Source organism: Tropicibacter sp. S64, assembly GCF_049803835.1.
Lineage (GTDB): Bacteria > Pseudomonadota > Alphaproteobacteria > Rhodobacterales > Rhodobacteraceae > Pacificoceanicola.
Map to the genome: position 1 here is coordinate 161053 of NZ_JBNAGK010000009.1, position 24581 is coordinate 185633.

Consider the following 24581-nt stretch of genomic DNA (forward strand, 5'->3'; position numbering starts at 1 on the left):
GCCCCAAGACTTGGAGCCTGACATGAACCTCTTTACCGATATCCGTGCCCTCGTGATCGCCTCGATCGAGGCGATGCAGGCCTCGGGCGCATTGCCCGGCGACCTGAACACCGCCGCCGTGACGGTGGAGCCGCCGCGCGATCCGCTGCACGGCGACATGGCGACCAATGCCGCGATGGTGCTCTCGAAGCCCGCCGGGATGAAGCCGCGCGACATCGCGGAGGCGCTGGTGGCGAAACTGGCGGAGGATGACCGGATCGCATCGGCGGAGGTGGCCGGGCCGGGCTTCATCAACCTGCGGCTGGCGCCGAAGGTCTGGCAGGCGCTGCCCGGGGCGATCCTGAAAGCGGGCGGGCAATACGGCCGCTCCGAAATGGGCGCGGGCAAATCGGTCAACGTCGAATACGTCTCCGCCAACCCCACCGGCCCGATGCACGTCGGCCATGCGCGGGGCGCGGTGGTGGGCGATGCGATTGCCAGCCTGCTGGCCTTCGCGGGCTGGGACGTGACGCGGGAGTACTACATCAACGACGGCGGCGCACAGGTCGATGTGCTGGCGCGGTCGGTCTACAACCGCTATCTCGAAGCCCATGACCTGACGGTGGACTGGCCCGAGCAATCCTACCCGGGCGAGTATCTGGAGCCGGTCGGCGACGCGCTCAAGGACAAGGTCGGCGACATCTGGCTGGAGGCTCCCGAGGAGGAGTGGCTGGAGCCGGTGCGCGAGTTCGCCATTGCCGCGATGATGGACCTGATCCGCGAGGACCTCGCGGCGCTCGGCGTGGTCATGGATCGGTTCTTCTCGGAAAAGTCGCTTTATGGCACCGGCAGGATCGAGGCGGCCATCGACAGCCTGCGCGACAAGGGTCTGATCTACCGGGGCGTGCTGGAGCCGCCGAAGGGCAAGAAGCCCGAGGATTGGGAGCCGCGCGAGCAGACCCTGTTCAAGTCCACCGCCCATGGCGACGACGTGGACCGGCCGATCATGAAATCGGACGGCAGCTGGACCTATTTCGCGCCGGACATCGCCTATCACTACGACAAGGTCACGCGCGGCTATGATCTGCTGATCGACATTTTCGGTGCGGACCATGGCGGCTATGTCAAGCGGATGAAGGCGGCGGTCTCGGCGCTGTCGGACGGCAAGACGCCGCTCGACATCAAGCTGATCCAGTTGGTCAAGCTGTTCAAGAACGGCGAGCCGTTCAAGATGTCGAAGCGGGCAGGGACCTTCGTGACCCTGCGCGACGTGGTGGACATGGTGGGCGCGGACGTGGCCCGCTTCCACATGCTCACGCGCAAGAACGACGCGCCGCTGGATTTCGACTTCGACAAGGTGGTCGAGCAGTCGAAGGAAAACCCGGTGTTCTACGTGCAATACGCCCACGCCCGGATCTGCTCGGTGCTGCGCAAGGCGGCGGAGCAGGGCATCGACGTCTCCGACGCGGCGCTGGCGCAGGCTGACCTGACGGCGATGACCCATGCCAGCGAGCTGGAACTGGCCCGCAAGCTGGCGGAATTCCCGCGCCTGATCGAGATCGCGGCGAAGGGCAACGAGCCGCATCGCGTGGCAACCTACCTCAGCGAAGTGGCCTCCGACCTGCATGGCCTGTGGAACCGGGGCAACGACGAGCCGCAGCTGCGCTTCCTGCAGGACGATCCTGCAACATCGCAGGCGAAGATCGCGCTGGCCCGCGCCACGGCGGTTGTCATTTCGTCCGGCTTGGGTATCTTGGGCGTGACTCCGGTCGAGGAAATGCGCTGACCTACAAGGCGCGGCCTCAGCCGGTTTGACTTCGAGCAGACGATCCGGGGGACAGGCATTCCCCGGACGAGATGAGGCAACATGGCTGATTACACCTATCAAGGAGCCGCAGACGCGGCTCCGACTTCGCGCAGTGCAGGCTCCATGGCCAACATTGCCGGGGCCGTCGTGTCGCTTGCGCTGGTCGCGGGCGTGGGTGTCTGGGGCTACAAGACGATTGCGCGGGACGTCTCCGGCATTCCCGTGGTCAAGGCGACCACCTCCCCGATGCGCATCGCGCCCGACAATCCCGGCGGCGAACTGGCGGACAACCAGGGTCTGGCGGTGAACGAGGTCGCGGGAACCGGCAAGGCCGAAGGCCCGGCGGAGCGGCTGGTTCTGGCGCCGCGCCCGGCGGGGCTGTCCGAAGAGGACGTGGCGCAGGGATTGCTCACCGCGGTGACCCCGCATCCCGAAGCGCCGCGCCCGGTGGCCGTGCAGCCGGCGCCGGACCTCTCCGCACCGGAGCCGGCGCCCGCCCTGACCCAGCCGGTCGAGACCGATCCGGTTGCGGCACTGGCCGCTGAGCTGGCTGCCGGAGCAGAACCCCTGAGCGCGCTTGCGCCGGGCGAGGACGTGCCGGTGCAGGCGGAGATCGTCCCCGAGGAGCCGCTCGAAGACGTGACCATGGCCGAACCGGATCTGCCGAAGCCTGGCCCGGGGCTGGCCCGGTCGTTGCGTCCGAAACTGCGTCCGTCCGAGATGCAGACCGCCTCCCTGAGCGCAGTGGCGCCCGAGGCCATCGCCGCGGCGGTTGCGGCGGCGGAGACCCAGGAACTCGACCCGGCCGCTCTGCCCGTGGGCACGCGGCTGGTCCAGATCGGTGCCTTCGACAGCGAGGACGCCGCGCGGTCCGAATGGAAGCGGCTGGAAGTGCGTTTTGGCGAGTATCTCGACGGCAAGGACCGGGTTATCCAGAAGGCCAGTTCCGGCGGGCGGACGTTCTACCGCCTGCGCGCGCATGGCTTCGAGGACCTGTCCGACGCCCGCCGCTTCTGCGCGGCCTTCGTGGCGCAGAACGTCGACTGCATCCCGCTGGTGACCAAGTGAAACCCTTCGGTGCGGCGATCTTCGGCTGTGCCGGGGAACGGTTGACGACGGAAGAGAAGCGGTTCTTCGCGGAGGCGAACCCCTTCGGGTTCATCCTCTTTGCCCGCAATGTCGCGACGGCGGAGCAACTGCGAGCGCTGACGTCCGAGCTGCGGGAGAGCGTCGGCTGGAAGGCGCCGGTGTTCATCGACCAGGAAGGCGGCCGGGTGCAGCGTCTGCGCTCGCCTGTGGCCCGCGACTGGCTGCCGCCGCTGGACGATGTGAGGCGGTTCGGCACTGATGCCGCCGCAGCCATGGCCCTGCGCTACCGCATCATCTGCGCCGAACTGCTGGCGCTTGGAATCGACGGCAACTGTTCGCCCGCGCTCGACGTGGCGCGACCCGAGACCCATGCCGTGCTGCGCAACCGCCTGCTGGGCGATACGGTGGAGCAGGTCACAGAGCTTGGCCGCGTGATCGCGCAGGCACATCTGGACAGCGGTGTGCTGCCGGTCATCAAGCATATGCCGGGCCATGGCCTCGGCACGCTCGACAGCCATCTGGAACTGCCGAGGGTCGGGGCTGGGCGCGACGAGCTGGACCGCGTCGATTTCGCCGCCTTCAAAGCACTCAATGACCTGCCGCTTGGCATGACCTGCCACCTCGTCTTCGAACAGATCGACCCGCGCCCCTCGACCATCTCCCCGGTGATGATCGAGCTCATTCGCAGCGACATCGGCTTCGAAGGGTTCCTGATGACCGACGACATCAGCATGGAGGCGCTGGACGGCACCGTGGCGGAACGCGGCGCGGCGGCGCTGGCGGCGGGCTGCGATGCGGTGCTGCATTGCAACGGCGATTTCTCCGAAATGACGGCGCTGATGGACCGCATCGGGACGATGCCGCAGGGCGCGATGGACCGCGCGGCGCGGGCGCTGGACGCGCGGAAAGCCCCGGCACCGGTTGACATCGACACACTGGTTGCGGAGTTTGAGGCTTTGAGCCAAAAGCACGCCTGATGAGCGACGATCCAGACCTGTTCACCGAGCCCCAGACCGTGGAGGCCCGCCTCGCGGCGGAGGCTCTGGTCGTGGACGTGGACGGGTTCGAGGGGCCGCTGGACCTGCTTTTGAACATGGCCCGGGTTCAGAAGGTGGACCTGCGCAAGATCAGCGTGCTGGCGCTGGCAAAGCAATACCTGGCCTTTGTCGAGAAGGCCAAGGAACTGCGGATCGAACTTGCCGCCGACTATCTGGTCATGGCCGCCTGGCTCGCCTTCCTGAAATCGCGGCTTCTCCTGCCGCCGGACCCGACCGAGGACGGCCCCTCCGGAGAGGACCTCGCCGCGCATCTGGCCTTCCAGCTCGAACGCCTGCAAGCCATGCGCGAGGCGGCGGCACGGCTGATGGCGCGGGACCAGTTGGGCAAGGATTTCTTTGCGCGCGGTCTGCCGGAAGAGATGCAGCGTGTGCGCAAGGTGACCTATACCGCCACGCTCATCGACCTGATGAAAGGCTACGCCCGCATCCGCACCCGCGACGAATTCCGTCCCTTCGTCATGGACCGCGACAATGTCTATACCATGGAGCAGGCGCTGGAGCGGCTGCGCGGGATGATCGGCTATGCGGGCCAGTGGACCGATATCCAGAGCTGGCTGCCGGAGGGCTGGGACGGCGATCCGGTGCGCTGGCGTTCGGCCACGGCGGCGACCTTTGCCGCCTCGCTGCAGCTGGTCAAGGAAGGCCATCTCGAACTGAAACAGTCGGATCTGTTCGCGCCGATCCAGATGCGCAAGCGGGAGACGCCGCGTGAGTGACGAGTTGACCCCCGAGGCGGAGCGCAAGGCCCCGCGCGACAGCCTGTTCGATGCGCCGCCCATGGGCGAACAGGAGCGCATGGTCGAGGCCATCCTGTTTGCCAGCGCCGAGCCGGTGACGGTGAAGGAGTTGTCCGACCGATTGCCGCACGGCTGCGATCCGGCGGAGGCTTTGGTCCACCTGCGCAAGCGCTACGAAGGGCGCGGCGTGCATGTGGTCCGGGTCGGCGACGCCTGGGCGATCCGGACCGCCGGCGACCTCGGCTTCCTGATGCAGCGCGAGACGGTGGAGCAGCGCAAACTCAGCCGCGCCGCCATCGAAACGCTGGCGATCATCGCCTACCACCAGCCCTGCACCCGCGCGGAGATCGAGGAGATCCGCGGCGTGGCGGTCTCGCGGGGGACCATCGACCAGCTGCTGGAGATGGAGTGGATCCGGTTTGGGCGGCGGCGGATGACGCCGGGGCGGCCGGTGACCTTCGTGGTGACGCAGGGCTTTCTCGACCACTTCGGCCTCGAATCCGCCCGCGACCTGCCGGGTCTCGCGGAACTCCGCGCCGCGGGCCTGCTGGAAAGCCGCCCGTTGCCGGGCGGCGCACCGCGGATGGGCGAGGGCGATCTCGACGCGGAAGAGGAAACCGACGAGGGCCAGAGCGAGCTGTTCGAGGACTGATCCGGAGTTCCGGACGTTTTCCTGTCCCCAGGGGCTTCGCCCGTCCCTCGCTGAAAACCGTCCACAGGACGGTTTTCCGGGCGCTCGGGACCCCCAACCCTCCCCAAGGGAGAGGGCGCGGCGCTATTCCGTGGGCGACGCGAAATGCTTGGACAGTTTCAGCCCCTGGCCCTGGTAGTTCGACGCGATCCCCGCGCCGTAAAGCTGCGTCGGGACCTGGGACATGCGCTCGTAGACCAGCCGCCCGACGATCTGGCCGTGTTCGAGCACGAAGGGCGCCTCGTGACAGCGCACTTCCAGCACGCCTCGGGCACCCGTGCCGCCTGCATGTTCATGCCCGAAGCCGGGGTCGAAGAAACCCGCGTAATGCACGCGAAATTCACCGACCATGGCGAGATAGGGCGCCATTTCAGCAGCATAGCCCGGGGGGATGTGCACCGCCTCTCGGCTGACGAGGATGTAGAAGGCCCCCGGGTCCAGCACCAGTTGCCCGTCTTTCGTGTGCAGCGGGTCCCAGAATTCCGCCGGGTCGTAATACCCGATGCGATCGAGGTCGATCACCCCGGTGTGCGGCTTGGCGCGGTAGCCGACCAGCGTGCCGCCCTCCGGTTGCAGATCGACCGAGAAGCCAAGACCCTCGCCGATCACCGCAGGACCGCCGGACACCAGCGTTTCGGCCGTGTGCAGATCGCGCAATTCGCCGTCGGTCAGCACCGCGCGGCCATCGCGGAAGCGGATCTGGTTCAGGCGCATCCCGGGGCGGACCAGCACGGAAAACGACCGGGGGCAGATCTCCGCGTAGAGCGGCCCGGAATAGCCCGGCGCGATGCGGTCGAACTCGGTGCCCCCGTCGGTGATCACCCGGGTCAGCAGGTCGAGCCGCCCGGTGCTGCTCTTGGCGTTGGCAATCGCCTGGATGTCATCGGGCAGGGCGAGCCGCTCCATCAGCGGCACCACGTAGACGCAACCCTTTTCCAGCACCGCGCCGTTGGTCAGGTCAATCCGGTGCATCTCGAAATCGTCGATGCGGGCGGCGACGGAGCGGCCCTGACCGGCGAGGAAGGATGCCCGCACCCGGTAAGCCACGCGGCCGAGACGCAGGTCCAGGCTGGCGGGCTGGACCTGGCCTTCGGTAAATTCGGCCTCGGCGCCGAGCGCGCCGCGCGCGATCAGTGCCTCGATCTGCTGGCTGGCCAGAACGCCTGTCATGCGGGATGCCTCTCTGCTTGCCTGACCGCTTCCTTAGCAAGGCTTGCCCGGCAATGGAAAGGCAGATGCGTGCCGAAGACACCCCCGGCACGCGGAAAAGCCATGATTTTCCACACTGGTGCGCGGTCAGACCACGGGTTCGGGCTCCGCGTCGAGCTCTTCCTCGACCCGACCGTTGTACTCGGCCTCCGCCTCCATCGCGTTCCAGCTGTCCTGGAGCACGGTAAAGATGCTGGTTATGTCGTCCATGTCCGAGACCTGATCGGCCAGCGTCTGTTGCGCGGGGGCCGGATCGGGCTGCGACGGCTGGTCCGGCAGGTCGCCGATGCGGTTCACACCCAGTTGCAGGCTCGCCTCGCCGTCCTGTTCCAGATAGTGCACCTCCAGCAGGTGATTGCCGGGTGAGAGGTCGACGGTGGTGTCCTGAACCTCTTCGAAGCCGACATCGGCGGTATCGAGCACCAGCGTCCCATCGACGTAGACCTGCGCCTGATCGTCGGCCATGAGGCTGAAGTGGTACACCCCGCCATCCGGACTTTCGAGCGTCTGACTGTAGGCGGCGGCGACGTTGTCCGTCGGCCCTCCATCCCAGAAACTGCCCGCTTCGCCAACGAAATCAAGCGCATCCTCGGTGCCGGTGGCGTCCGGGGTGGCGGTGAAATCGACCTGATCGAGCGAAGTGACACCCGCGCCGAGGGTGAAGAAGTCCACGGCGTAGGTACCGACCGGCGCATCGGGCACGCTCGGAGCGTTGTCCGGCTCGTCGGCATCGGAGCCCACCGGCGTCTCGTCCGGCACGGGCGTCTCGTCCACTGGCGGAACCGGACCGGGGGCCGGGCGGTCGCCGCTGTCGACCACCGGGTCAGTGGGGTCCACCGGAGTGGGCGCAACCGGCGCTCCGGCGTCATCCGTGTCGTCGCCGGTTGCCGGGTCCGGCGTCGGCGTCGGGTCGGGCTGGGGATCCGGGGTCGTATCCGGGTCCGGTTCGACGGGGTCGGGGATGACCGGATCGGGTACGACCGGGTCCGGAATGACCGGGTCGGGCGTGGTATCGGGCAGGTCGTCCAGCACATCGGCCTCGATCAGGCCGGCCTCGATCACCGCGTTGATCTCGTCGTAATTGGTGAAGACAGACGGGTGGATGGAATCCGGCAGCACGTCCGGCAGCGGCGCGGGCTCGCCGAAGGTCGCCTGGTAGGTCACCATCGCCGTGAGGTAGAACAGCGTCTCCGTCCCGTGCGGCGCGTCGTCCACATACAGATCGGTGGCCGGGATGTCGGAGAGCGTGGTGCTGAGCAGGTCCGCGAGGATCGAGCCGACCGGGACCAGCTGCACCTCGTCTTCCGGGAAGGCGTCATTGACCTGGTCGACGAGGTCCACGTACCAGTCGTGATACGGTCCGAGGATGTAATCGTAGTAGGAGTCGAGCGCCGCGTCGCTCGGTGGGATCGTGGAGGTGAACGGCGCAAGGTCCGCCATGCCTTCGTAGATCAGGATCTGCGCGGTCGGATGGCTGGCGTTCACGGTGCCGACGATGTCGATCACCGCGTCGAGCGGGCTGCGGACGTCGCCGACATAGTCGGTGTCCGGGCTGACATCCTGGATGAAGTTCGCCGGGGTGATCAGGACCGTGTTGATGTCGGCGGTGGCGAAGGTCTCGCCGGGATTGATGGACTGGTTCAGGCCACCGAATCCCCAGGCCGCGGGCGGGTTCGGATTGTCGGCGAAGTTGCGCAGGAAGCCATAGCCGCCGGAGCCCTCGTAGGTGTTGCCCTCGGAATCCGCGAGGTAATCCATCCAGAACGGCAGGCTGGTCCGTATGCCACCGCCGGAGAAGGCAATCAGCGAATTGCCGAACAGGTACTGTGAGACGACATCGGGCATCGTGCCGACACTCCTCGGAACAGGCGGGACGTAAACAGGCGGGCAGGGGCGCACGGATGGTCCGGGAACGGCCCGGACTCACCGCTGTCGCCCCCATGATCCGGTTGCCAAATTGTACTGCACTCGGCAAACTGGTCAACGGCCCGTTAAACGTCCGGTTGTCAGATCGGTAGAAACAGATCGTTTCCTAGCAGCGGTTTGGTTAAGGTTTGGTGAATGCCAAACCAGAATATCACAACTTCAAGGTGAGTGGCGTGAACTGGCAGCTTGGATAAGTGGTCGGGCTAGCAGGACTTGAACCTGCGACCTTCCGTCCCCCAGACGGACGCGCTACCAGGCTGCGCTATAGCCCGACTACGGTGTTTCGGCTTTTGCCCTGTCCCGATGGACCCCCTCGCGGGGCGCCTGGCCGAGTCAGGAGCGTGTCGAAACGCCTGAATGGGGAGTGTCTTACCCGTTTTCAGGGCAGGGGCAACCCCCGATCTGGAAAAACTTCTCCGCCCCTGTCAGTTCCCCGATCCGGTGCGCGTGGCGATGGCTTCGAGACGCGGAATGAGCGCGGCAATGGCCGCGATCTGTGCCTCCGACAGTGTGCCGAGCGCATCGAGGCGGCTGAGCGGGCCGGGAAGGGCGGCGGCTGGCCGGACGTCGGGGACGTCGGGAATGGCCGGGGTCTCGAAATCCGGCAGGTCGAGCGGGCGGCTGCTGACATGCTCCGGCAGGGGCATGGTCAGATCCGCGTCGTCTTCGGCGTCCGAGGCGGCCGCTTGTGGAGGCGTGTCGACTTCGGCGGCCTCCGGGGTGGCGTCGGACTCCGGGTCTGTTTCCGGCATGGCATCGGCCCCGAGATCCGGCTCAGGCTCAGGCGCCTGCTCAGGCTCAGGGGCGGGCATCGGGGCCGTGCTGAACACGGGATTCGCCGGTTCCAGCTCCGCCGAGACGTCAGCGGTTTCCGGCGCGTCTTCGGGCAGCACGGCATCCTTGGAAGCCGTGTCCGCTGGTTCTGCCTCCACGGCGCGTTCTTGGTCGTCCGTGGCCGCTTCAGGTTCCGGGTCCATGGGGGGCATGGGGGCGGTGCGGAACACTTTGGCCGGTGCGTCCGGTTCGGGCTCCGGTTCCGGTGCATCCGGCGACTCGGCGACAGGTTGCTCTTCTTCGTTCGCAAGCGCCTCAGGCTCCGGCGTCACCGGGGCAGGGGCCATCTGCGGTACTGGTTCCACGTCCTGCGTGTCCTCGGCCTCGGCACGGAACTCGTCCTCCGACGCCCGGGCCGTCACGGCGTCCGCGACAGGATCACTCTCCGGCAGGTCAGCCGAAGCGGCTTCCGCCGCCGGGGCCTCTTCCGGTTCTTCCGAGGTCGCGGCCGCCGGCATGGGGTCTGCGACGGCATCCGGAGTCTCCGGCGCGTCCTCCATGGGTGCAACCGGCTCCGGTGAGGCAGGCGCCTCCGGCGCCGGCTCGGGCGCGATCGCCTTTTCTTCCTCCGGTTCCGGGACAGTCCCCTCGGCAGCCTCTTCCGGCACCGGCTCGGTCCGGGAGGCGCTGGCGGCGAACAGGTCGGCGGTCTTGTCGCGGTTGAACGCGACGACGGTATCGGGCGCGGGTTCCGACTCGACCTCGATGTACGGCGCGTCCTCGATCAGGGCGTAGTCGTCATCGGCCCCTTCCGCGCGCAGCTCCGACAGCGATGCAACGTGGCGAACCCCTTGTTCCCGCAAGATTTTCTGCACACCTTTGATGGTCATCCCATCGTCGTGCAGCAGCTTCTTGATGCCGCCAAGCAACTCCATGTCCGCGGGCCGGTAATACCGCCTGCCACCGGCACGCTTGACCGGCTTCACCTGGGTGAACTTGCTTTCCCAAAAGCGCAGGACGTGGGCCGGCGTCTCCAGCCAATCCGCCACTTCCGAGATGGTCCGGAAGGCGTCGCGGGATTTCGCCATGCCTCAGTCCTCAGCCCTTGTTGCCCGCGGCAACCTGCTCTTTCATGAGGTGTGATGGCCGGAAGGTCAGCACGCGGCGGGGCTGGATCGGCACCTCTTCGCCGGTTTTCGGATTGCGCCCGACGCGGGCGGCCTTTTCCCGCACCGAGAAGGTCCCGAAGGAGGAAATCTTCACCTGCTCGCCCGCCACCAGCGCGTCGGACATCATCTGCAGGACAGCCTCCACCAGTTCCGAACTCTCGTTGCGCGAGAGCCCGACTTCCTGAAACACCGCTTCACTCAGATCCATCCGGGTCAGCGTCTTGTCACCCATCATCGTCCCTCCCGAGGTTTGGGGCAGGATGCGGCAGGACAAATCACAAGTCAATATCAACGACTTGCATTAACACTTTCAAACGGTTGGAACGCTTATTACCAGCGCAGAACCACCGCGCCCCAGGCCAGTCCGCCGCCGATGGCCTCGGTGACAAGCACATCCCCTTCGCGAATCTGGCCGCGCTGCTTGCCGACGGACAGGGCGAGGGGAATCGATGCGGCGGAGGTATTGCCGTGGTCCTGCACCGTGACGATGACCTGCTCCATCGGCAGGTCCAGCTTCTTCGCCGTGCCCTTGATGATGCGGATGTTGGCCTGATGCGGCACCACCCAGTCGATATCGGCGGAAGTCATGCCGATCTTGTCCAGCGCCGTCGTTGCGGTGGCGGCCAGCTTCTCGACCGCGTGGCGGAACACTTCCTTGCCTTCCATGCGCAGGAAGCCGGTGGACTGCGTCGACACGCCGCCGTCCACATAAAGAAGGTCGCGGTAACGCCCGTCGCTGTTGAGATCGGTCGAGAGGATGCCGCGGTCGGCGTTGTTGCCGCTGCCGTTGCGCGCCTCCAGCACCACCGCCCCGGCGCCGTCGCCGAACAGCACGCAGGTGCTGCGGTCCGTCCAGTCCATGATCCGGCTGAAGGTCTCCGCCCCGATCACCAGAACGCGTTTCGCCTGACCGGAGACGATCAGGGCGTTGGCATTGGTCAGCGCATAGATGAACCCGGCACAGACCGCCTGCACGTCGAAGGCAAAGCCGCGCGTCATGCCGAGTTGCGCCTGCACCATGGTGGCGGCGGAGGGAAAGGTCAGGTCGGCAGTGGAAGTGGCGAGCACGATGGCGTCGATGTCGTCCGGTTCCAGCCCGGCATCGGCCAGCGCATTCCGCGCGGCGCGGCAGGCGAGATCGGAGGTGGTCTGCCCTTCGGCGGCGAAATGGCGGCGCTCGATCCCGGAGCGTGCGCGAATCCATTCGTCGGTGGTGTCCAGTGTCTTTTCGAACTCGGCGTTCTCGACGATGCGTTCCGGCAGGTAATGCCCTGCGCCAATGACGACGGCTCGGGTGGTCATGATACTTTGCTGTCCTTTTGTCCGTCACCGTCTTCGCCTGCATCCTGCGCAAGCTTGGCGGCAGAGGCAACCCGGGCGGCCAGACGTCCGCCAAAGCCGCTGTCGGCCAGTTCGAAGGCCAGTTTGACCGCTGCCGAGACGCCGGTGGCATCGGCGCCGCCGTGGGATTTCACCACGGTGCCATTGAGTCCGAGGAAGACGCCGCCGTTGACCCGGCGCGGGTCGATGCGCTTTTTCAGGCGGCGGAGCGAGGTCAGCGCAAGAAGCGAGGCAAGGCGGGAGAGCGGCGAGTAGGCGAAGGCCTCGCGCAGCAGCTCGCCGATCAGGCTCGCGGTACCCTCGCCGGTCTTCAGCGCCACATTGCCGGTGAAGCCATCGGTGACGATCACGTCGCAGCGGTTGCCGGGGATGTCGCCGCCCTCGACGAATCCGACGAACTCGAAGCCGCCGGCCTCGGCGTGGCGGCCAATCAGCTCATAGGCTTCCTTGAGTTCGGCGCGGCCCTTGTGCTCCTCGGTGCCGACGTTCAGCAAACCGATCCGCGGGGTCTTCAGGTCGAGACCGTTGCGGGCGTAGGATGCGCCCATATGCGCATATTGCAGCAGGTCGCGGGCGTCGGCGCGCACATCGGCGCCGACGTCGAGCATCACGTTGAACCCCTGGGGATTGCGCGAGGGCCACAGAATCGCGATGGCCGGGCGATCGACACCCGGCAGCTTGCGCAGACGCACCATCGACAGCGCCATGAGCGCCCCGGTGTTGCCACAGGAGACGGCGACCTCGGCTTCCTTGTCGCGCACGGCGTCGAGGGTCGACCACATGGAGGTCCCCTTGCCGTTGCGCATCACCTGGCTCGGCTTGTCGTGCATCGAGACCACGCCGGTGGCGTCCCGAATCTCGCAGCGCCCGGCAAGTACAGGGCGCTTGGCGACAAGCGCATCGAGCTCGGCTTTCGGGCCATGCAGGAGGAAGTGCAGCCGGGGGTTCTTTTCCGCAGAATGCGAAATGCCGGCAACCACGGTTGCCGGCCCGCTGTCTCCGCCCATGGCGTCGACCGAAATCACGACCCGATCAGACCCTGCCTGCGTGTGATCCTTGAGGGAGCTCATGAGCAGAGGGCCTGAGTCGTTTCGGAATTATGCCGCGTCTTCGTCCAGTTCGATGTCGTCCGCCATGGCAACGACTTCGCGTTCTGCATAGTGGCCGCAGGACGGGCAGACGTGGTGCGGGCGCTTCAGTTCCCCGCAGTTGTCGCACTCGTTCGGATTCGCAGCGGTCAGGGAATCGTGGGCGCGGCGCTGGTTGCGGCGCGATTTCGACACCTTGTTCTGTTGGACTGCCATGTCTCAACCTCTATCTTGGGTAGCGGGGCAGACGCGCTGCCCGGTGATTTGCATTCGTGTCCGGCCTCTTAAAGCGAAGACGCGGGCGGGCACAAGGATCATTTCTCGTGAAGGCGCGAAAATACGCATCGGCGGCGAAAGAGCAAGCCGATTCGGTGCGGTGCAGCGGGATTATTCCCCCTTGTCCTGCAATTTGTCTCGCAGAGCGGCAAGACCGGCGAAGGGCTTGAGGTCCGCATCGCGCAGCGGCTCGGTGCCATCCTCGGCAAAGACCGCCTCGTCCAGCGCCGCCCCGTCGGCGCGCGGATAGCTCGGAAGCGCCAGCGACAGGGCCTCGATCATCACCGCCTCGAGGTCGATGACATCGCCCAGCGGCTCAAGGCTGTCGTCCTCGGGCATCTCAGTCTCCGCCCCGGCCACCTCGGGCGTGCCAAGATGCTCCTCGGGTACGAAGCGGCGCAGCACGGTGGTGTCGATGCGGGTCGTCACCGGCTCCAGCGTCACGATGCAGGATTGCACCGCCGTCGCGCCCAGCGTGGCCTTGAGTTCCCAGCCGCTTTTTCCACGCGGGGCAAGGCTGCCCTCGAAGCGCAGCTTGCGCAGCGCCTCGGCGCCGAGTTCCCCGGCAATCGCCTCGCGGGAGGCCGCGCCCGGTTCGATCAGGAACGCGGTTTCCCGGCGCTGGGGCAGGTCTGCGACACGCAGGCGATGGCTCTGGGAGGCGGAATTGGTCATAAGGTCGGGATTTCCTTGGCTTGAATGCAGAGGCGTCCTTCTGTAATCGGAATTAAGAGGCCGGAAGGGCCAAGGCAAGGGGTGTGGGATGCGACGCAGGTTTCCGGGAGTGACAGGGACACGGGCAAGGACCGTAATGGCGGTGCTGGCATTCGTGGCAATGGCGGCCTGTTCGGCGCAATACCGCAGCCATGGCTTTGTCCCGCCGGAGGACGAGTTGCAGCAGATCGTGCCGGGTGTCGACACCCGCGCCTCCGTCGAGGACCTGATCGGCCTGCCGACTACCTCCGGCGTGCAGAAGGACTCGGGCTACTATTACATCCAGAGCGAAGTGAAACACTTCGCCTGGAAACGCCCCGAAGTGGTGGACCGGACGATCCTGGAAATTTCCTTCGACCAGGCCGGCGTGGTGACCAACATCACCACATACGGGCTGGAGGACGGCCGGGTCGTGCCGCTGCAGCGGCGGATCACGCGCACCTCGGACGGCGACATCAGCTTCGTGCGCAAGCTGTTCGGCAACATCGGCGCGCTGAACCTCGGCGATCTCGGGGGCAGCTGATCCCGTCATCTTGACGACACAGAAATTTGGCACCTCCATGGACGGCGGCACGAGACCCGTGCCGCAAGCGCCGGAGGACGGGATGATCGAGCTGAGCAGGGGCCGCTATCGCGCACGGCTGGCGCAGGGCGCGGATGACCTCGCCGCGGCGCAGAAGTTGCGTGGTCTGGCATTCCATGGCACGCAGATCCCGGATGCCGACGCCTTCGACGCGCGCTGCGATCACATGCTGATCGAAGACACGCGGAGCGGCGCATTGGTCTGCTGCTTCCGCTTTCTGCCGCTGCCAAGCGGACGGGCGATCGGCAACAGCTACGCGGCGCAGTTCTATGAACTCTCCAGCCTCGAAGGGTTCGAGGGCCGCATGGTCGAAATGGGCCGCTTCTGCCTGCACCCGGACTGGACGGACCCTGACATCCTGCGCGTGGCCTGGGGGGCAATGACCGCCTACGTGGACGAGACCAGCGTGGAGATGCTGTTCGGCTGCACCTCCTTCGCCGGGACCGACGCGCGGGCCTATTACGACGCCTTCGCCGTGCTCAAGGCACGGCACCTGGGCCCGCGCCGCTGGCTGCCCCGGGTCAAGGCACCCGACGTCTTCCGCTTTGCCCAGAGGCTGCGGCGCAAGCCCGATGTGCGGGCGGCCATGGCGCGGATGCCGCCGCTCCTGCGCACTTACCTGATGATGGGCGGCTGGGTGTCCGACCACGCGGTGGTGGACGCGCAGATGAACACGCTGCACGTGTTTACCGGGGTGGAAATCGCGGCCATTCCGCCGGCGCGCAAGAAGCTGCTGCGGGCGGTGGCCGGGTGAAGAGGGGTTTCGACCTGCTTGCGCAGGTCGACCGGGGTGCCCTGCGGCCACGACGCGCCCTTCGGGCGCTGTTTTTGAGTATTTGTCAAAGAGAAGAAACAGGGGATCGGCGCATCGCGTTCATGGGGGATTGACCTTGGCAAGCGGCTTGCCTAGCTGGCGCCCATGGCTATCGCACCGCTTCTCCAACTCACCGACATCTCCCTGACCTTCGGCGGGGAGCCTGTCTTTCATGACCTTTCGCTCAATGTGCAACCCGGGGACCGGGTGGCGCTGGTGGGGCGCAACGGCTCGGGCAAATCCACGCTGATGAAAGTCATGGCGGGGATGGTGGAAGCCGACAGCGGCGCGCGGGTGGCGCTGACCGGGGTATCCGTGGGCTACATGGAGCAGGAGCCGGACCTGTCGGGATTCGAGACGCTGGGCGCGTTTGCAGCCTCCGGTCTGGAAGCGTCGGAGATGTACCGCGTCGAGCGGGCCTCCGAGGGACTGAAGTTCGATCCCGCGCGTCCGGTGGCCACCGCTTCGGGCGGCGAGCGGCGGCGGGCGGCGCTGGCCAAGCTGATGGCCGAAGAGCCGGAGCTGATGCTGCTGGACGAGCCGACCAACCATCTCGACATCGAGGCGATCCAGTGGCTGGAGGACGAGCTGAAGGCCACGCGCTCGGCCTTCGTGCTGATCTCCCACGACCGTCGGTTCCTGGAAGAGCTGACCCGCGCGACGCTGTGGATCGACCGCGGCGCGGTGCGGCGGCAGGAGCGCGGCTTTGCCGATTTCGAGGCCTGGCGCGACAAGACCTGGGAAGACGAGGACATGCAGCGCCACAAGCTCGATCGCAAGATCAAGGCGGAGGCGCGGTGGGCCGTCGAGGGCATCAGCGCCCGGCGCAAGCGCAACCAGGGCCGGGTGCGGCGGCTTCAGGACATGCGGGCCGACCGCGCCGGGCAGATCCGGCGGCAGGGGCAGGCGGCGATGGACCTCGCCTCGGGGCCGAAGTCCGGCAAGAAGGTGGTGGAGGCCAAGGGCGTCTCCCACGCCTTCGCTGACAAGCCGATCGTGAACAAGCTCGACCTGACGGTGCAGCGCGGCGACCGCGTGGCCTTCGTCGGACCGAACGGGGTGGGCAAGACCACGCTGCTGAAACTCCTGATGGGGGAAATTCAGCCGGATTCCGGGCAGATCGTGTTGGGTACGAACCTCGTTCCTGCCATTTTCGACCAGAATCGTGCACGATTGGACCTCGACGCCTCGCTCTGGGACAACATGACCACGGACCCGGACATGCGGGTTTCCGGCCAGTCCGATCAGGTCATGGTGCGCGGCGTGCCGAAGCATGTGGTCGGCTATCTCAAGGAATTCCTCTTCGACGAGCGGCAGGTCCGGGCACCGGTGCGGTCCCTGTCGGGGGGCGAGAAGGCGCGGCTGCTCCTGGCGAAGATCATGGCGCGGGAATCGAACCTGCTGGTGCTGGACGAACCGACCAACGATCTCGATGTCGAGACGCTGGACCTGCTGCAGGAGTTGCTGGACGACTATGACGGCACCGTGCTGCTGGTCAGCCACGACCGGGATTTCCTCGACCGCGTCGCCACGACGACCATCGCCATGGAGGGCGGCGGCAAGGTCGTGGTCTATGCGGGCGGCTGGAGCGATTACCAGGCGCAAAAGCGCGAAAGCGAGGCGCCGGAGGTAAAATCAAAACCGGTGAAGGACGAGCCGAAGGTCAAGCCGCAGGAAAAACCGGCGCAGAAATCCGGCCTCAGCTATACCGAAAAGCACCGGCTGGAGGCCTTGCCCGCGCAGATCGACCGGCTGACCGCCGAGATTGCCAAGCTTGAGGAATTCATGGCCGACCCGGAGTTGTTCACCAAGCAACCACTGAAATTCAAGAAGGCGACCGAGGCACTGGTGGAGCGGCAGGAGGCCCTCGCGAAGGCCGAGGAGGACTGGCTCGACCTGATGGAGCGCGACGAGGGTTAGGGTGAGGGTTGCGGTCCTCGCAGCCCCAGCATCTTGGACAAGGCCGTCAGTTCCAGCACCGTCATCAGGATGCGCACGATGTGGTGCAGGCTGACAAAGGTGGGATTGGCGGCGAGGCTGAGCGCGACCAGCGACATCTCCGTCACACCGCCCGGCGCGTAGCTGACGAAGAGATGCAGGAACGGCAGCTCCGTGGCGTAGTGCAGAGCCGTGGCAAAGCCCGCGCCGAGCGCCAGCATGTAAAGCACCGAAAGCAGCGACAGCCCGGCGCAGTTGCGCAGCAGGCGGGCGCTCATGCCGTTGAACCGCAGCCCGAGGCTGACACCGATCACCACCTGTGCGGTGCAAATCATCCAGAACGGCACATGCACGTCTAGCAACCCGGAGACGGTGAGCGAGGCGGCGAGCAGGATCGGTCCGGTCAGCTGACCGGCGGGCAGGTGAATCACCGAGGCGATGCCGAGACCGGCAAGGCCGGTGGCGACGATCAGCGCCAGTTCGCCCCAGCCCAGCGGGGTTCCCGTGGCGGCACCAAGGCTGAGCCCTGCGGCGCTGCCAACCGGATGCCCGAACCAGAGAGACAGGCCAAGCGGCAGCAGCGTGATGACGAAGATGATGCGCAGGAACTGCTGCGCGGTCAGAACGGTGATGTTGGCGCCGGAGTTCTCGCCCAGAAGGATGCTCTCCATCAGCCCGCCGGGGGTGCCGGAATAGAAGGCCGTGGCGCGGTCATAGCCGCCGATGCGGCGGAAGATCAGCGTGTTGCCGCCATGCGCGAGCACCACGAAAACCGCCAGCATGGAGAGCGTCAGCACGAGATCCCCGGCCAGCGACAGGAAGGAGGCCTCGAGTTGCGAGCCGATCATCACGCCGATCATGGCGATGAAGCCGGTGCGGAATTTCATCGGGAACTTGTAGGAGGTGAGGAAGGCGGGCTTGATCAGCAGGACAAGACTGCCGGCGGTCAGCAGGCTGCCGAGCATCCACGGCATCGGCAGATGCGCCAGCGAGGCCAGCCAGCCGCCGCCGGCGCCATAGATCAGCAGGAGAGTCGTGAGGAGGACGGTGCGCGGGGCACCTTCGAAGAAATGCATGCTGTCGTCATACTGCTGCTCTCGGCACAGATCAATCCTGCACAGAGCGTCGCAGGTCCCGGCGACGCGGTCACGCCTTGCGGGCAGCCATCACCCAGACGAGGAAAAGGCCGAGCGAGACGAGGGCGTTCCAGCCTGCCATGGAGATGCCGAACATCTCCCACGGGATCTCGTCGCAGCGCACCAGCGGCGCGGCCTGGATCTGCGCCAGCAGCTCTTCCGGCGTCAGCCCGGCGATGGAGGACGAGGTGCAGGTGGTCGGCCCTTCCCACCACTTCTGCTCGACGCCCGCGTGATACATGCCGATCACCGAGGAACTCATCGCCCCGAGCGCGCCGAGCAGCACCAGCGGCAGCTTCGGCCGCCAGACCAGCGCCAGGACCCCGGCCCCGATGGCGAGGATATGGCCGTACCGCTGGAAATAGCAGAGTTTGCAGGGCGGCATCGCGCCGATGTACTGGAAGCCCAGCGCCCCCAGCATGAGGGCGGCGGAGCCTCCGGCGGCAATGGCGATCAACAGTTTGCGGCTCATAGGTACCTCACCAGGTAGAAGCCCCCGACCAAGACCACGACAAAGCCGATGAAGACAAGCCCCAGGTAGCGTTCGATGAAATCACGAATGGGTGCGCCGAACGTGCGCAGCAGCGCGGCGATGATGAAGAAGCGCAGCGCCCGGGCGATGATCGAGGTGACGAGGAAGGTCATCAGCGGCATGGCGGTCCAGCCCGACATGATGGTGATGACCTTGTAGGGAAAGGGCGTGATGCCCGCGATCAGCACCGCCCAGAAGCCGACGCCGTTGAAGCGGGCGTTGAAGGCGGCCATGGCGTCACCCTTGCCCATGGCCTCCAGCAACGGTTGGCCGATGGCCTCGAAGAAGAAATAACCGATGGCGTAGCCGAGCAACCCGCCGAGCACGGAGAACAGCGTCGCCGTCGCGGCATAAAGCCAGGCCCGGCGCGGCGCGGCGAGGATCATCGGGATCAGGATGATGTCCGGCGGGATCGGAAAGACCGACGATTCGATGAAGGCGACGAAGGCGAGAAACCACAGGGCCTTGGGGTGTCTGGCCCGGGACATGGTCCAATCGTAGAGTCCGCGCAGCATGGGCGATCCTTTTCCGGCTGCGCGTCTCAAACCACGCGGGGCAGGGCGGTGCAATCCCCCTTTACGCCGCGCCGGAGGAAGGCTAAACCCCCGCCAGTGCCCAAGTGGCGGAATGGTAGACGCAGGGGATTCAAAATCCCCCGGCCTAACGGTCATGTCGGTTCGAGTCCGACCTTGGGTACCAGCGCAAACGTGTCGAAACCGAATATTCCCCCGAAAATCGCTGAAAACCGACGACCGCGCATCGCGGGGTTGCCTTGCCTCCGGGCGCCGGGGCAGGTGCATTCCCTACGGATGACGCACGGAGTCCCCATGGCGGGTACACGCTTTTTTAACGGATTGCGCGCCCGGGACGCGGGGCGCGGCGAGAGCGGCGCAGTCTACGACAAATGTGGCAAAAACAGGGCGCGATCCCGGAGTTGATTCGGACAAACTGCCTCTGACCGTGTCGTGTCCGGTGAACAATCGCCACACGCGGGTGGCATTGGTTCCGGCTGTCTGACGGAATTTGACACAATCGGGCGGCAGAACGGCGGCGCCAGCCGTCTTGGTGCGCCGGAGGGGACTGTTCCCATCCGGGCGACAATCGCACCAGCCAAAGGCAAGGCCCACAGGGGCCAGCGCCCGATTTCCGCCGCTTTTTAGCGGTCTCGCTGCGAAATTCCCTGCATAAGACGGAAACAATATGCGCACAAATCGCCGAAAATTCGTGGCGAACTTGGTCACAATTGAAACCCTGGTCGGGGCGACGGGGAACGCGGCACCAAATTTGTCCTTTGTGCGACACCGGGCCGGGCGTATTAATATCTTCAAGCCCACTGGGGGGTGATTGAAAGTTGGCCACGGGGGCGGCCGCTGATCTGATGTGCATCCGATTGGATGCGAGGTGAAGCGAGGGCATTTCTGCCCGTGCTGCTTTGGGATGATGCGCCCGCGCGATTGCCGCGCCGGGTCGGGCAGAAGTCCGGACACTTCGCAACAAATCGCATGCCCAACGGGTAACGATGGAAACCGGCAGTGCGCTGCGCATTGTCGCTGCTGCTGCAATCCGGGTTCTGCCCCGGGGAAGGATCTGAGGGTCGTAACATGGCAAATCTGTTTTTGAACTGGGGCGATCTGGGTCCCTATGGCACAACGCTCTTTGACGGCACGCCGGTTTCGGTCGACACCGGCGGCGTGTCCGTGGACATCGCGTTCAATGCCGAGGACGCCTATGCGACGGCCTTCACCTTCGACCAGGAGGGCTATATCGGCGCCAGCCGCTACCTGAACCCCAATTCCTTCCTGAAGCTCTACGACGACTCCAACGACGACAGCGACCCCTCGACCTCGAACGTCGTGCTGACCTTCACCGGCGACGGCGAGACCTACACCGACCAGGTGCAGGGCGTGACCTTCAAGATCAACGACATCGACTTCTCGGCCTTGAATGGCGATCTTGACAACACCGATGGCGGCGGCTTCCAGGACATCGTGACGGTCAATGCCTATGACATCGACGGCAACCCCGTCGCCGTGAACCTCGTGCCGGTCGGCACCGTCTCGGAAACCGGGCAGACCCTGACCGGCACCACCGAAGGCGACTTCGTGAACCCGAGCGGCTCCGTCTTCGTGCAGATCTCCTCCCCGGTGCACCGCATCGAGATCCTCTACGGAAATGGCGGCGTGGCGCAGCAGGCCGTGACCATCTCCGATGTGCACTTCAGCACCGTCGACATTGTCGACGGCGGCAATGGTGCGCCGGTGGCCGTGGACGACCTGGGCAGCACCGCGCTCGACACCGCGGTGACGATCGACGTGCAGGGCAACGATTCCGATCCGGATGGCGATCCGCTGACCACCACCGCGGCGTCCAGCCCGGCCAATGGCTCGGTCGTGGTCAATGGTGACGGCACCATCACCTATACCCCGAACAGCGGCTTCTCCGGCACCGACAGCTTCGATTACACCGTGACCGACGGCAACGGCGGCACCGACAGCGCCACCGTGACGGTCAACGTGGGCGGCGGCGGTGGCGGCAGCGGCAATGGTGCGCCAATGGCCCAGAACGACTCCGAGGCCACCCTCGTCGACACGCCGATCACCATCTTCGTGCAGAGCAACGATAGCGACCCGGACGGCGATCCGCTGGCCACCACCGGGGCCACCACGCCGGCCAACGGTTCGGTCGTGGTGAACGGCGACGGCTCGATCACCTATACGCCCAACGCGGGCTTCATGGGCACCGACAGCTTCGACTACACCATCTCCGACGGCAACGGCGGTTTCGACACCGCCACCGTGACCGTTGTGGTCGATGACGGCTCCAACACGCCGCCTGTCGCCTTCGACGACACCGAGACCACCACCGTGGCCACGCCGGTGACGCTCGATCCGACGCTGAACGACCTCGACGCCGAGGACCCGACCTCCGCGCTCACCGTGCTCTCCGTCGGCACCCCTGCCAACGGCACCGCCGTGCTGAACGGCAACGGCACCGTGACCTACACGCCGAACCCGGGCTTCACCGGCACCGACAGCTTCACCTACGAACTGCGCGACACCGGCGGTCTCGGCGACCAGGGCACCGTCACCGTCACGGTCAATCCGCCGGCGAACACCGCGCCGGACGCCATCGACGACAGCGCCAGCACCTATATCGACGCGCCGGTGGTGATCGACGTGCTCGGCAACGACACCGATCCCGAGAGCGACCCGCTGACCACCACCACGGCCACCACTCCGGCCAACGGCGCTGTGGCGGTCAATCCCGATGGCACCATCACCTATACGCCAAATGCGGGCTTCACCGGCACCGACAGCTTCGATTACACCATCACGGACGGCAATGGCGGCACCGATACGGCCACCGTCACCGTCACCGTCGATCCGGCGCTGAACAGCGATCCGGACGCCGTGGACGACAGTGTGACAACGCCGCTCGACACCGCGGTGACCATCGACGTGCTCGGCAATGACACCGATCCGGAAAGCGATCCGCTGTCCACCACCTCCGCCACCACGCCGACAAGCGGCGCGGTTGTGGTGAACGGCGACGGCACCGTGACCTACACGCCGAACGCGGGCTTTACCGGCACCGATACCTTTGACTACACGATTTCCGACGGCAACGGCGGCACCGATACGGCTACCGTCACGGTCTCGGTCGGGGGTGGCGGCGGCGGCAGCGGCAACGGTGCGCCGCGTGCGGTGGACGATCTGGACAACACGCCGATCAACACCCCGGTGGTGATCAGCGATCCCGCGGCCAATGACACCGATCCGGACGGCGATCCGCTGACCGTCACCGCAGTCGGCACGCCCACCAACGGCACCGCCGTGCTGAACGGCGACGGCACCGTGACCTACACGCCGAACACCGACTTCGTCGGCACCGACGTGATCCCCTACACCGTCACCGACGGCAACGGCGGCACCGACACCGGCCAGATCATCGTGACCGTGACCCCGGCGGACTTCGGGCGCATCGACACCGACATCTTCCCGGTCGACCCGACGCTGCAGGACCAGGACCCGTTCGACGGCCTCGACGAGGACCCGGACCCCTCCGATGACCTCGACGACTACACCGGCACTGCCGGCGTGGATGTGGTCAACACCGGCGACGACAACGACACCATCACCACCGGCGACGGCAACGACATCGTCAACCCCGGCATCGACAACGACTGGGTCGACCTTGGCGCGGGCAATGACGTTCTGGTCGATCCGCAGGGCGCGGACACCATCTTCGGCGGCGCAGGGAACGACACCATCATCGCCGGGGTCGATACCTTCTCCAACTACGAGGGTGACGATCCGTTCTTCCCGACGCTCGGCTTCCTGTCGGACCCGAACACCGATGATGGCCGCGACTATGTCGAGGGCAACGACGGCAATGACTCGATCCTGACCGGCGACGACGATGACACCATCGACGGTGGCAGCGGCGACGACACCATCGACGGCGGTATCGACGACGACCTGATCCTCGGCGGCACGGGCATGGACTCGCTCATCGGCGGGCACGGCTCCGACACCATCGACGGTGGGGCGGATGACGACTACATCGACGGCTCGGCCCCGGCGGCGCTGGAACTGACCGACGATATCGACGTCAACACCCTGAACGACCGCGACAGCCTGATCGGCGGCGACGGCAATGACACGCTCCTTGGAGGCGACGATGACGACACTCTGTCTGGTGGTACTGGCAATGACCTTCTTGACGGTGGCATCGACGAGGACTCGCTTGACGGCGGTGACGGCTCCGACACGCTGATCGGCGGGCAGGGCGCGGATACCCTGAACGGCGGCGCCGGGATGGACAGCATCTCGGGCGGCGCGGATCGCGACGTGATCGTGGTCGGCAGCGCCGAGGAAGGCATCGGCGACACCGTCGACGGCGGCGCGGCGGGGGATGACTACGACATCCTCGACATGTCCGGCGCCGGCGTGCGTGGCACCGACTGGCGCATCGTCGACACCTCCGTGGACAGCAACGGCAACGGCATCGACGGCACCGTCGAATACCTGAACGCCGCGGGCGATGTCACGGGAACCATGGACTTCTTCGAGATCGAGGAAGTTGTGCCCTGCTTCACCCCCGGCACGCTGATCGCGACCCCGCAGGGCGAGCGTCTGGTCGAGGATCTGCAGGTCGGCGACCGGGTCATCACCCGCGACAACGGCATCCAGGAGATCCGCTGGGTCGGCCGCAAGGACCTCACCGGCTTCGATCTGGCCCGCAAGCCGCACTTCCGGCCGATCCTGATCCAGAAGGGCGCCCTCGGCAACAACCTGCCGGAGCACGACATGCTCGTCTCGCCGAACCACCGCATCCTGGTGGCCAACGACAAGACGGCGCTTTACTTCGAGGAGCGTGAAGTGCTCGTCGCGGCGAAGCACCTGACCGGCCTCGACGGGGTCGATGAGGTCGAGAGCCTCGGCGTGAGCTACATCCACATCATGTTCGAGAACCACGAGGTAATCCTCTCGAACGGCGCGTGGACCGAGAGCTTCCAGCCGGGCGACTACACGCTCAAGGGCATCGGCGCGGCGCAGCGCGAGGAGATCTACGAACTCTTCCCCGAACTGGAACAGGCCGAGGGCCTCAAGGCCTACGGCGCCGCCCGCCGCTCGCTGAAAAAGCACGAGGCGCAGCTTCTGACGCGCTGAACCGGGGGACCGGACCGGGTTATGCAGCCCGCTCCGGTTCTTTCCGAA

Annotated in this window: 20 protein-coding genes and 2 tRNA genes; 10 read left to right on the plus strand and 12 right to left on the minus strand. The window is 66.1% G+C overall.

All coding sequences use genetic code 11. From position 1 onward, the window contains the following. Positions 1-22 precede the first annotated feature (22 nt). The 5 genes from argS to scpB all read left to right on the plus strand — a co-directional run bounded on the left by argS (position 23) and on the right by scpB (position 5322). Positions 23-1765, plus strand: coding sequence for an arginine--tRNA ligase (gene argS / locus ACP159_RS15535; RefSeq protein WP_425100623.1), 1743 nt, complete (start codon positions 23-25; stop codon positions 1763-1765). 81 nt (positions 1766-1846) lie between these two features. Further along, positions 1847-2854, plus strand: coding sequence for an SPOR domain-containing protein (locus ACP159_RS15540; protein ID WP_425100624.1), 1008 nt, complete (start codon positions 1847-1849; stop codon positions 2852-2854). Continuing rightward, positions 2851-3852, plus strand: a complete 1002-nt coding sequence (locus ACP159_RS15545) for a glycoside hydrolase family 3 N-terminal domain-containing protein (RefSeq protein WP_425100625.1) — start codon at positions 2851-2853, stop codon at positions 3850-3852. Before ACP159_RS15540 ends, ACP159_RS15545 begins: the two co-directional genes overlap by 4 nt. Next, complete coding sequence (locus ACP159_RS15550; protein ID WP_425100626.1) at positions 3852-4649, plus strand: segregation and condensation protein A; 798 nt, start codon at positions 3852-3854, stop codon at positions 4647-4649. Before ACP159_RS15545 ends, ACP159_RS15550 begins: the two co-directional genes overlap by 1 nt. Before the next feature lie 61 nt (positions 4650-4710). Next, entirely contained in the window at positions 4711-5322 is a 612-nt protein-coding gene (gene scpB / locus ACP159_RS15555; protein WP_425100712.1) for an SMC-Scp complex subunit ScpB, read from the plus strand. A gap of 123 nt (positions 5323-5445) precedes the next feature. On the opposite strand, the gene ACP159_RS15560 is transcribed toward scpB, so the two are convergent. From ACP159_RS15560 to ACP159_RS15600, 9 genes are all read right to left on the minus strand, one after another. Next, entirely contained in the window at positions 5446-6531 is a 1086-nt protein-coding gene (locus ACP159_RS15560) for a 2'-deoxycytidine 5'-triphosphate deaminase (protein WP_425100627.1), read from the minus strand. A gap of 126 nt (positions 6532-6657) precedes the next feature. After that, a complete protein-coding gene (locus ACP159_RS15565; RefSeq protein ID WP_425100628.1) occupies positions 6658-8415 on the minus strand; it encodes a PA14 domain-containing protein in 1758 nt (585 codons plus the stop codon). A 276-nt stretch (positions 8416-8691) separates the two neighbouring features. Further along, a tRNA-Pro gene (locus ACP159_RS15570) sits at positions 8692-8768 on the minus strand. Between the two features lie 153 nt (positions 8769-8921). After that, positions 8922-10358, minus strand: coding sequence for a MerR family transcriptional regulator (locus ACP159_RS15575; protein ID WP_425100630.1), 1437 nt, complete (start codon positions 10356-10358; stop codon positions 8922-8924). Between the two features lie 10 nt (positions 10359-10368). Continuing rightward, positions 10369-10671, minus strand: a complete 303-nt coding sequence (gene ihfA, locus ACP159_RS15580) for an integration host factor subunit alpha (RefSeq protein WP_425100633.1) — start codon at positions 10669-10671, stop codon at positions 10369-10371. Between the two features lie 98 nt (positions 10672-10769). Continuing rightward, positions 10770-11741 (minus strand): beta-ketoacyl-ACP synthase III, encoded by a 972-nt coding sequence (locus ACP159_RS15585; RefSeq protein WP_425100634.1) that lies wholly within the window; start codon positions 11739-11741, stop codon positions 10770-10772. After that, the gene (gene plsX / locus ACP159_RS15590; RefSeq protein WP_425100635.1) at positions 11738-12850 is read right to left on the minus strand and encodes a phosphate acyltransferase PlsX; all 1113 of its coding nucleotides are present in this window, start codon (positions 12848-12850) and stop codon (positions 11738-11740) included. The genes ACP159_RS15585 and plsX overlap by 4 nt, the downstream gene beginning before the upstream one ends. A 27-nt stretch (positions 12851-12877) precedes the next feature. Then, positions 12878-13084, minus strand: a complete 207-nt coding sequence (gene rpmF, locus ACP159_RS15595) for a 50S ribosomal protein L32 (RefSeq protein WP_425100636.1) — start codon at positions 13082-13084, stop codon at positions 12878-12880. Between the two features lie 171 nt (positions 13085-13255). Continuing rightward, positions 13256-13819 carry a YceD family protein gene (locus ACP159_RS15600; RefSeq protein WP_425100637.1) on the minus strand — a complete coding sequence of 188 codons (564 nt, stop codon included), beginning with the start codon at positions 13817-13819 and terminating at the stop codon, positions 13256-13258. A 136-nt stretch (positions 13820-13955) separates the two neighbouring features. On the opposite strand from ACP159_RS15600, the gene ACP159_RS15605 reads away from it, so the two are divergent. From ACP159_RS15605 to ACP159_RS15615, 3 genes are all read left to right on the plus strand, one after another. Further along, entirely contained in the window at positions 13956-14381 is a 426-nt protein-coding gene (locus ACP159_RS15605) for an outer membrane protein assembly factor BamE (RefSeq protein WP_425100638.1), read from the plus strand. An 82-nt stretch (positions 14382-14463) separates the two neighbouring features. Next, complete coding sequence (locus ACP159_RS15610) at positions 14464-15195, plus strand: GNAT family N-acetyltransferase (RefSeq protein ID WP_425100714.1); 732 nt, start codon at positions 14464-14466, stop codon at positions 15193-15195. Positions 15196-15360: 165 nt separating this feature from the next. After that, the gene (locus ACP159_RS15615; RefSeq protein ID WP_425100639.1) at positions 15361-17175 is read left to right on the plus strand and encodes an ABC-F family ATP-binding cassette domain-containing protein; all 1815 of its coding nucleotides are present in this window, start codon (positions 15361-15363) and stop codon (positions 17173-17175) included. Here ACP159_RS15615 and ACP159_RS15620 read toward each other — a convergent pair. The 3 genes from ACP159_RS15620 to ACP159_RS15630 all read right to left on the minus strand — a co-directional run bounded on the left by ACP159_RS15620 (position 17172) and on the right by ACP159_RS15630 (position 19376). Next, the gene (locus ACP159_RS15620) at positions 17172-18269 is read right to left on the minus strand and encodes an AbrB family transcriptional regulator (RefSeq protein ID WP_425100640.1); all 1098 of its coding nucleotides are present in this window, start codon (positions 18267-18269) and stop codon (positions 17172-17174) included. The genes ACP159_RS15615 and ACP159_RS15620 overlap by 4 nt on opposite strands. A gap of 70 nt (positions 18270-18339) precedes the next feature. Then, positions 18340-18801: a disulfide bond formation protein B gene (locus ACP159_RS15625; RefSeq protein WP_425100641.1), complete on the minus strand. Its 462-nt coding sequence runs from the start codon at positions 18799-18801 to the stop codon at positions 18340-18342. Next, entirely contained in the window at positions 18798-19376 is a 579-nt protein-coding gene (locus tag ACP159_RS15630; protein ID WP_425100642.1) for a YqaA family protein, read from the minus strand. Before ACP159_RS15630 ends, ACP159_RS15625 begins: the two co-directional genes overlap by 4 nt. Positions 19377-19474: 98 nt before the next feature. On the opposite strand from ACP159_RS15630, the gene ACP159_RS15635 reads away from it, so the two are divergent. Together ACP159_RS15635 and ACP159_RS15640 are read left to right on the plus strand one after the other, a co-directional pair. Next, positions 19475-19560 (plus strand) — tRNA-Leu (locus ACP159_RS15635). A gap of 902 nt (positions 19561-20462) precedes the next feature. Next, positions 20463-24533, plus strand: a complete 4071-nt coding sequence (locus tag ACP159_RS15640) for an Ig-like domain-containing protein (protein ID WP_425100643.1) — start codon at positions 20463-20465, stop codon at positions 24531-24533. Positions 24534-24581: the final 48 nt, after the last annotated feature.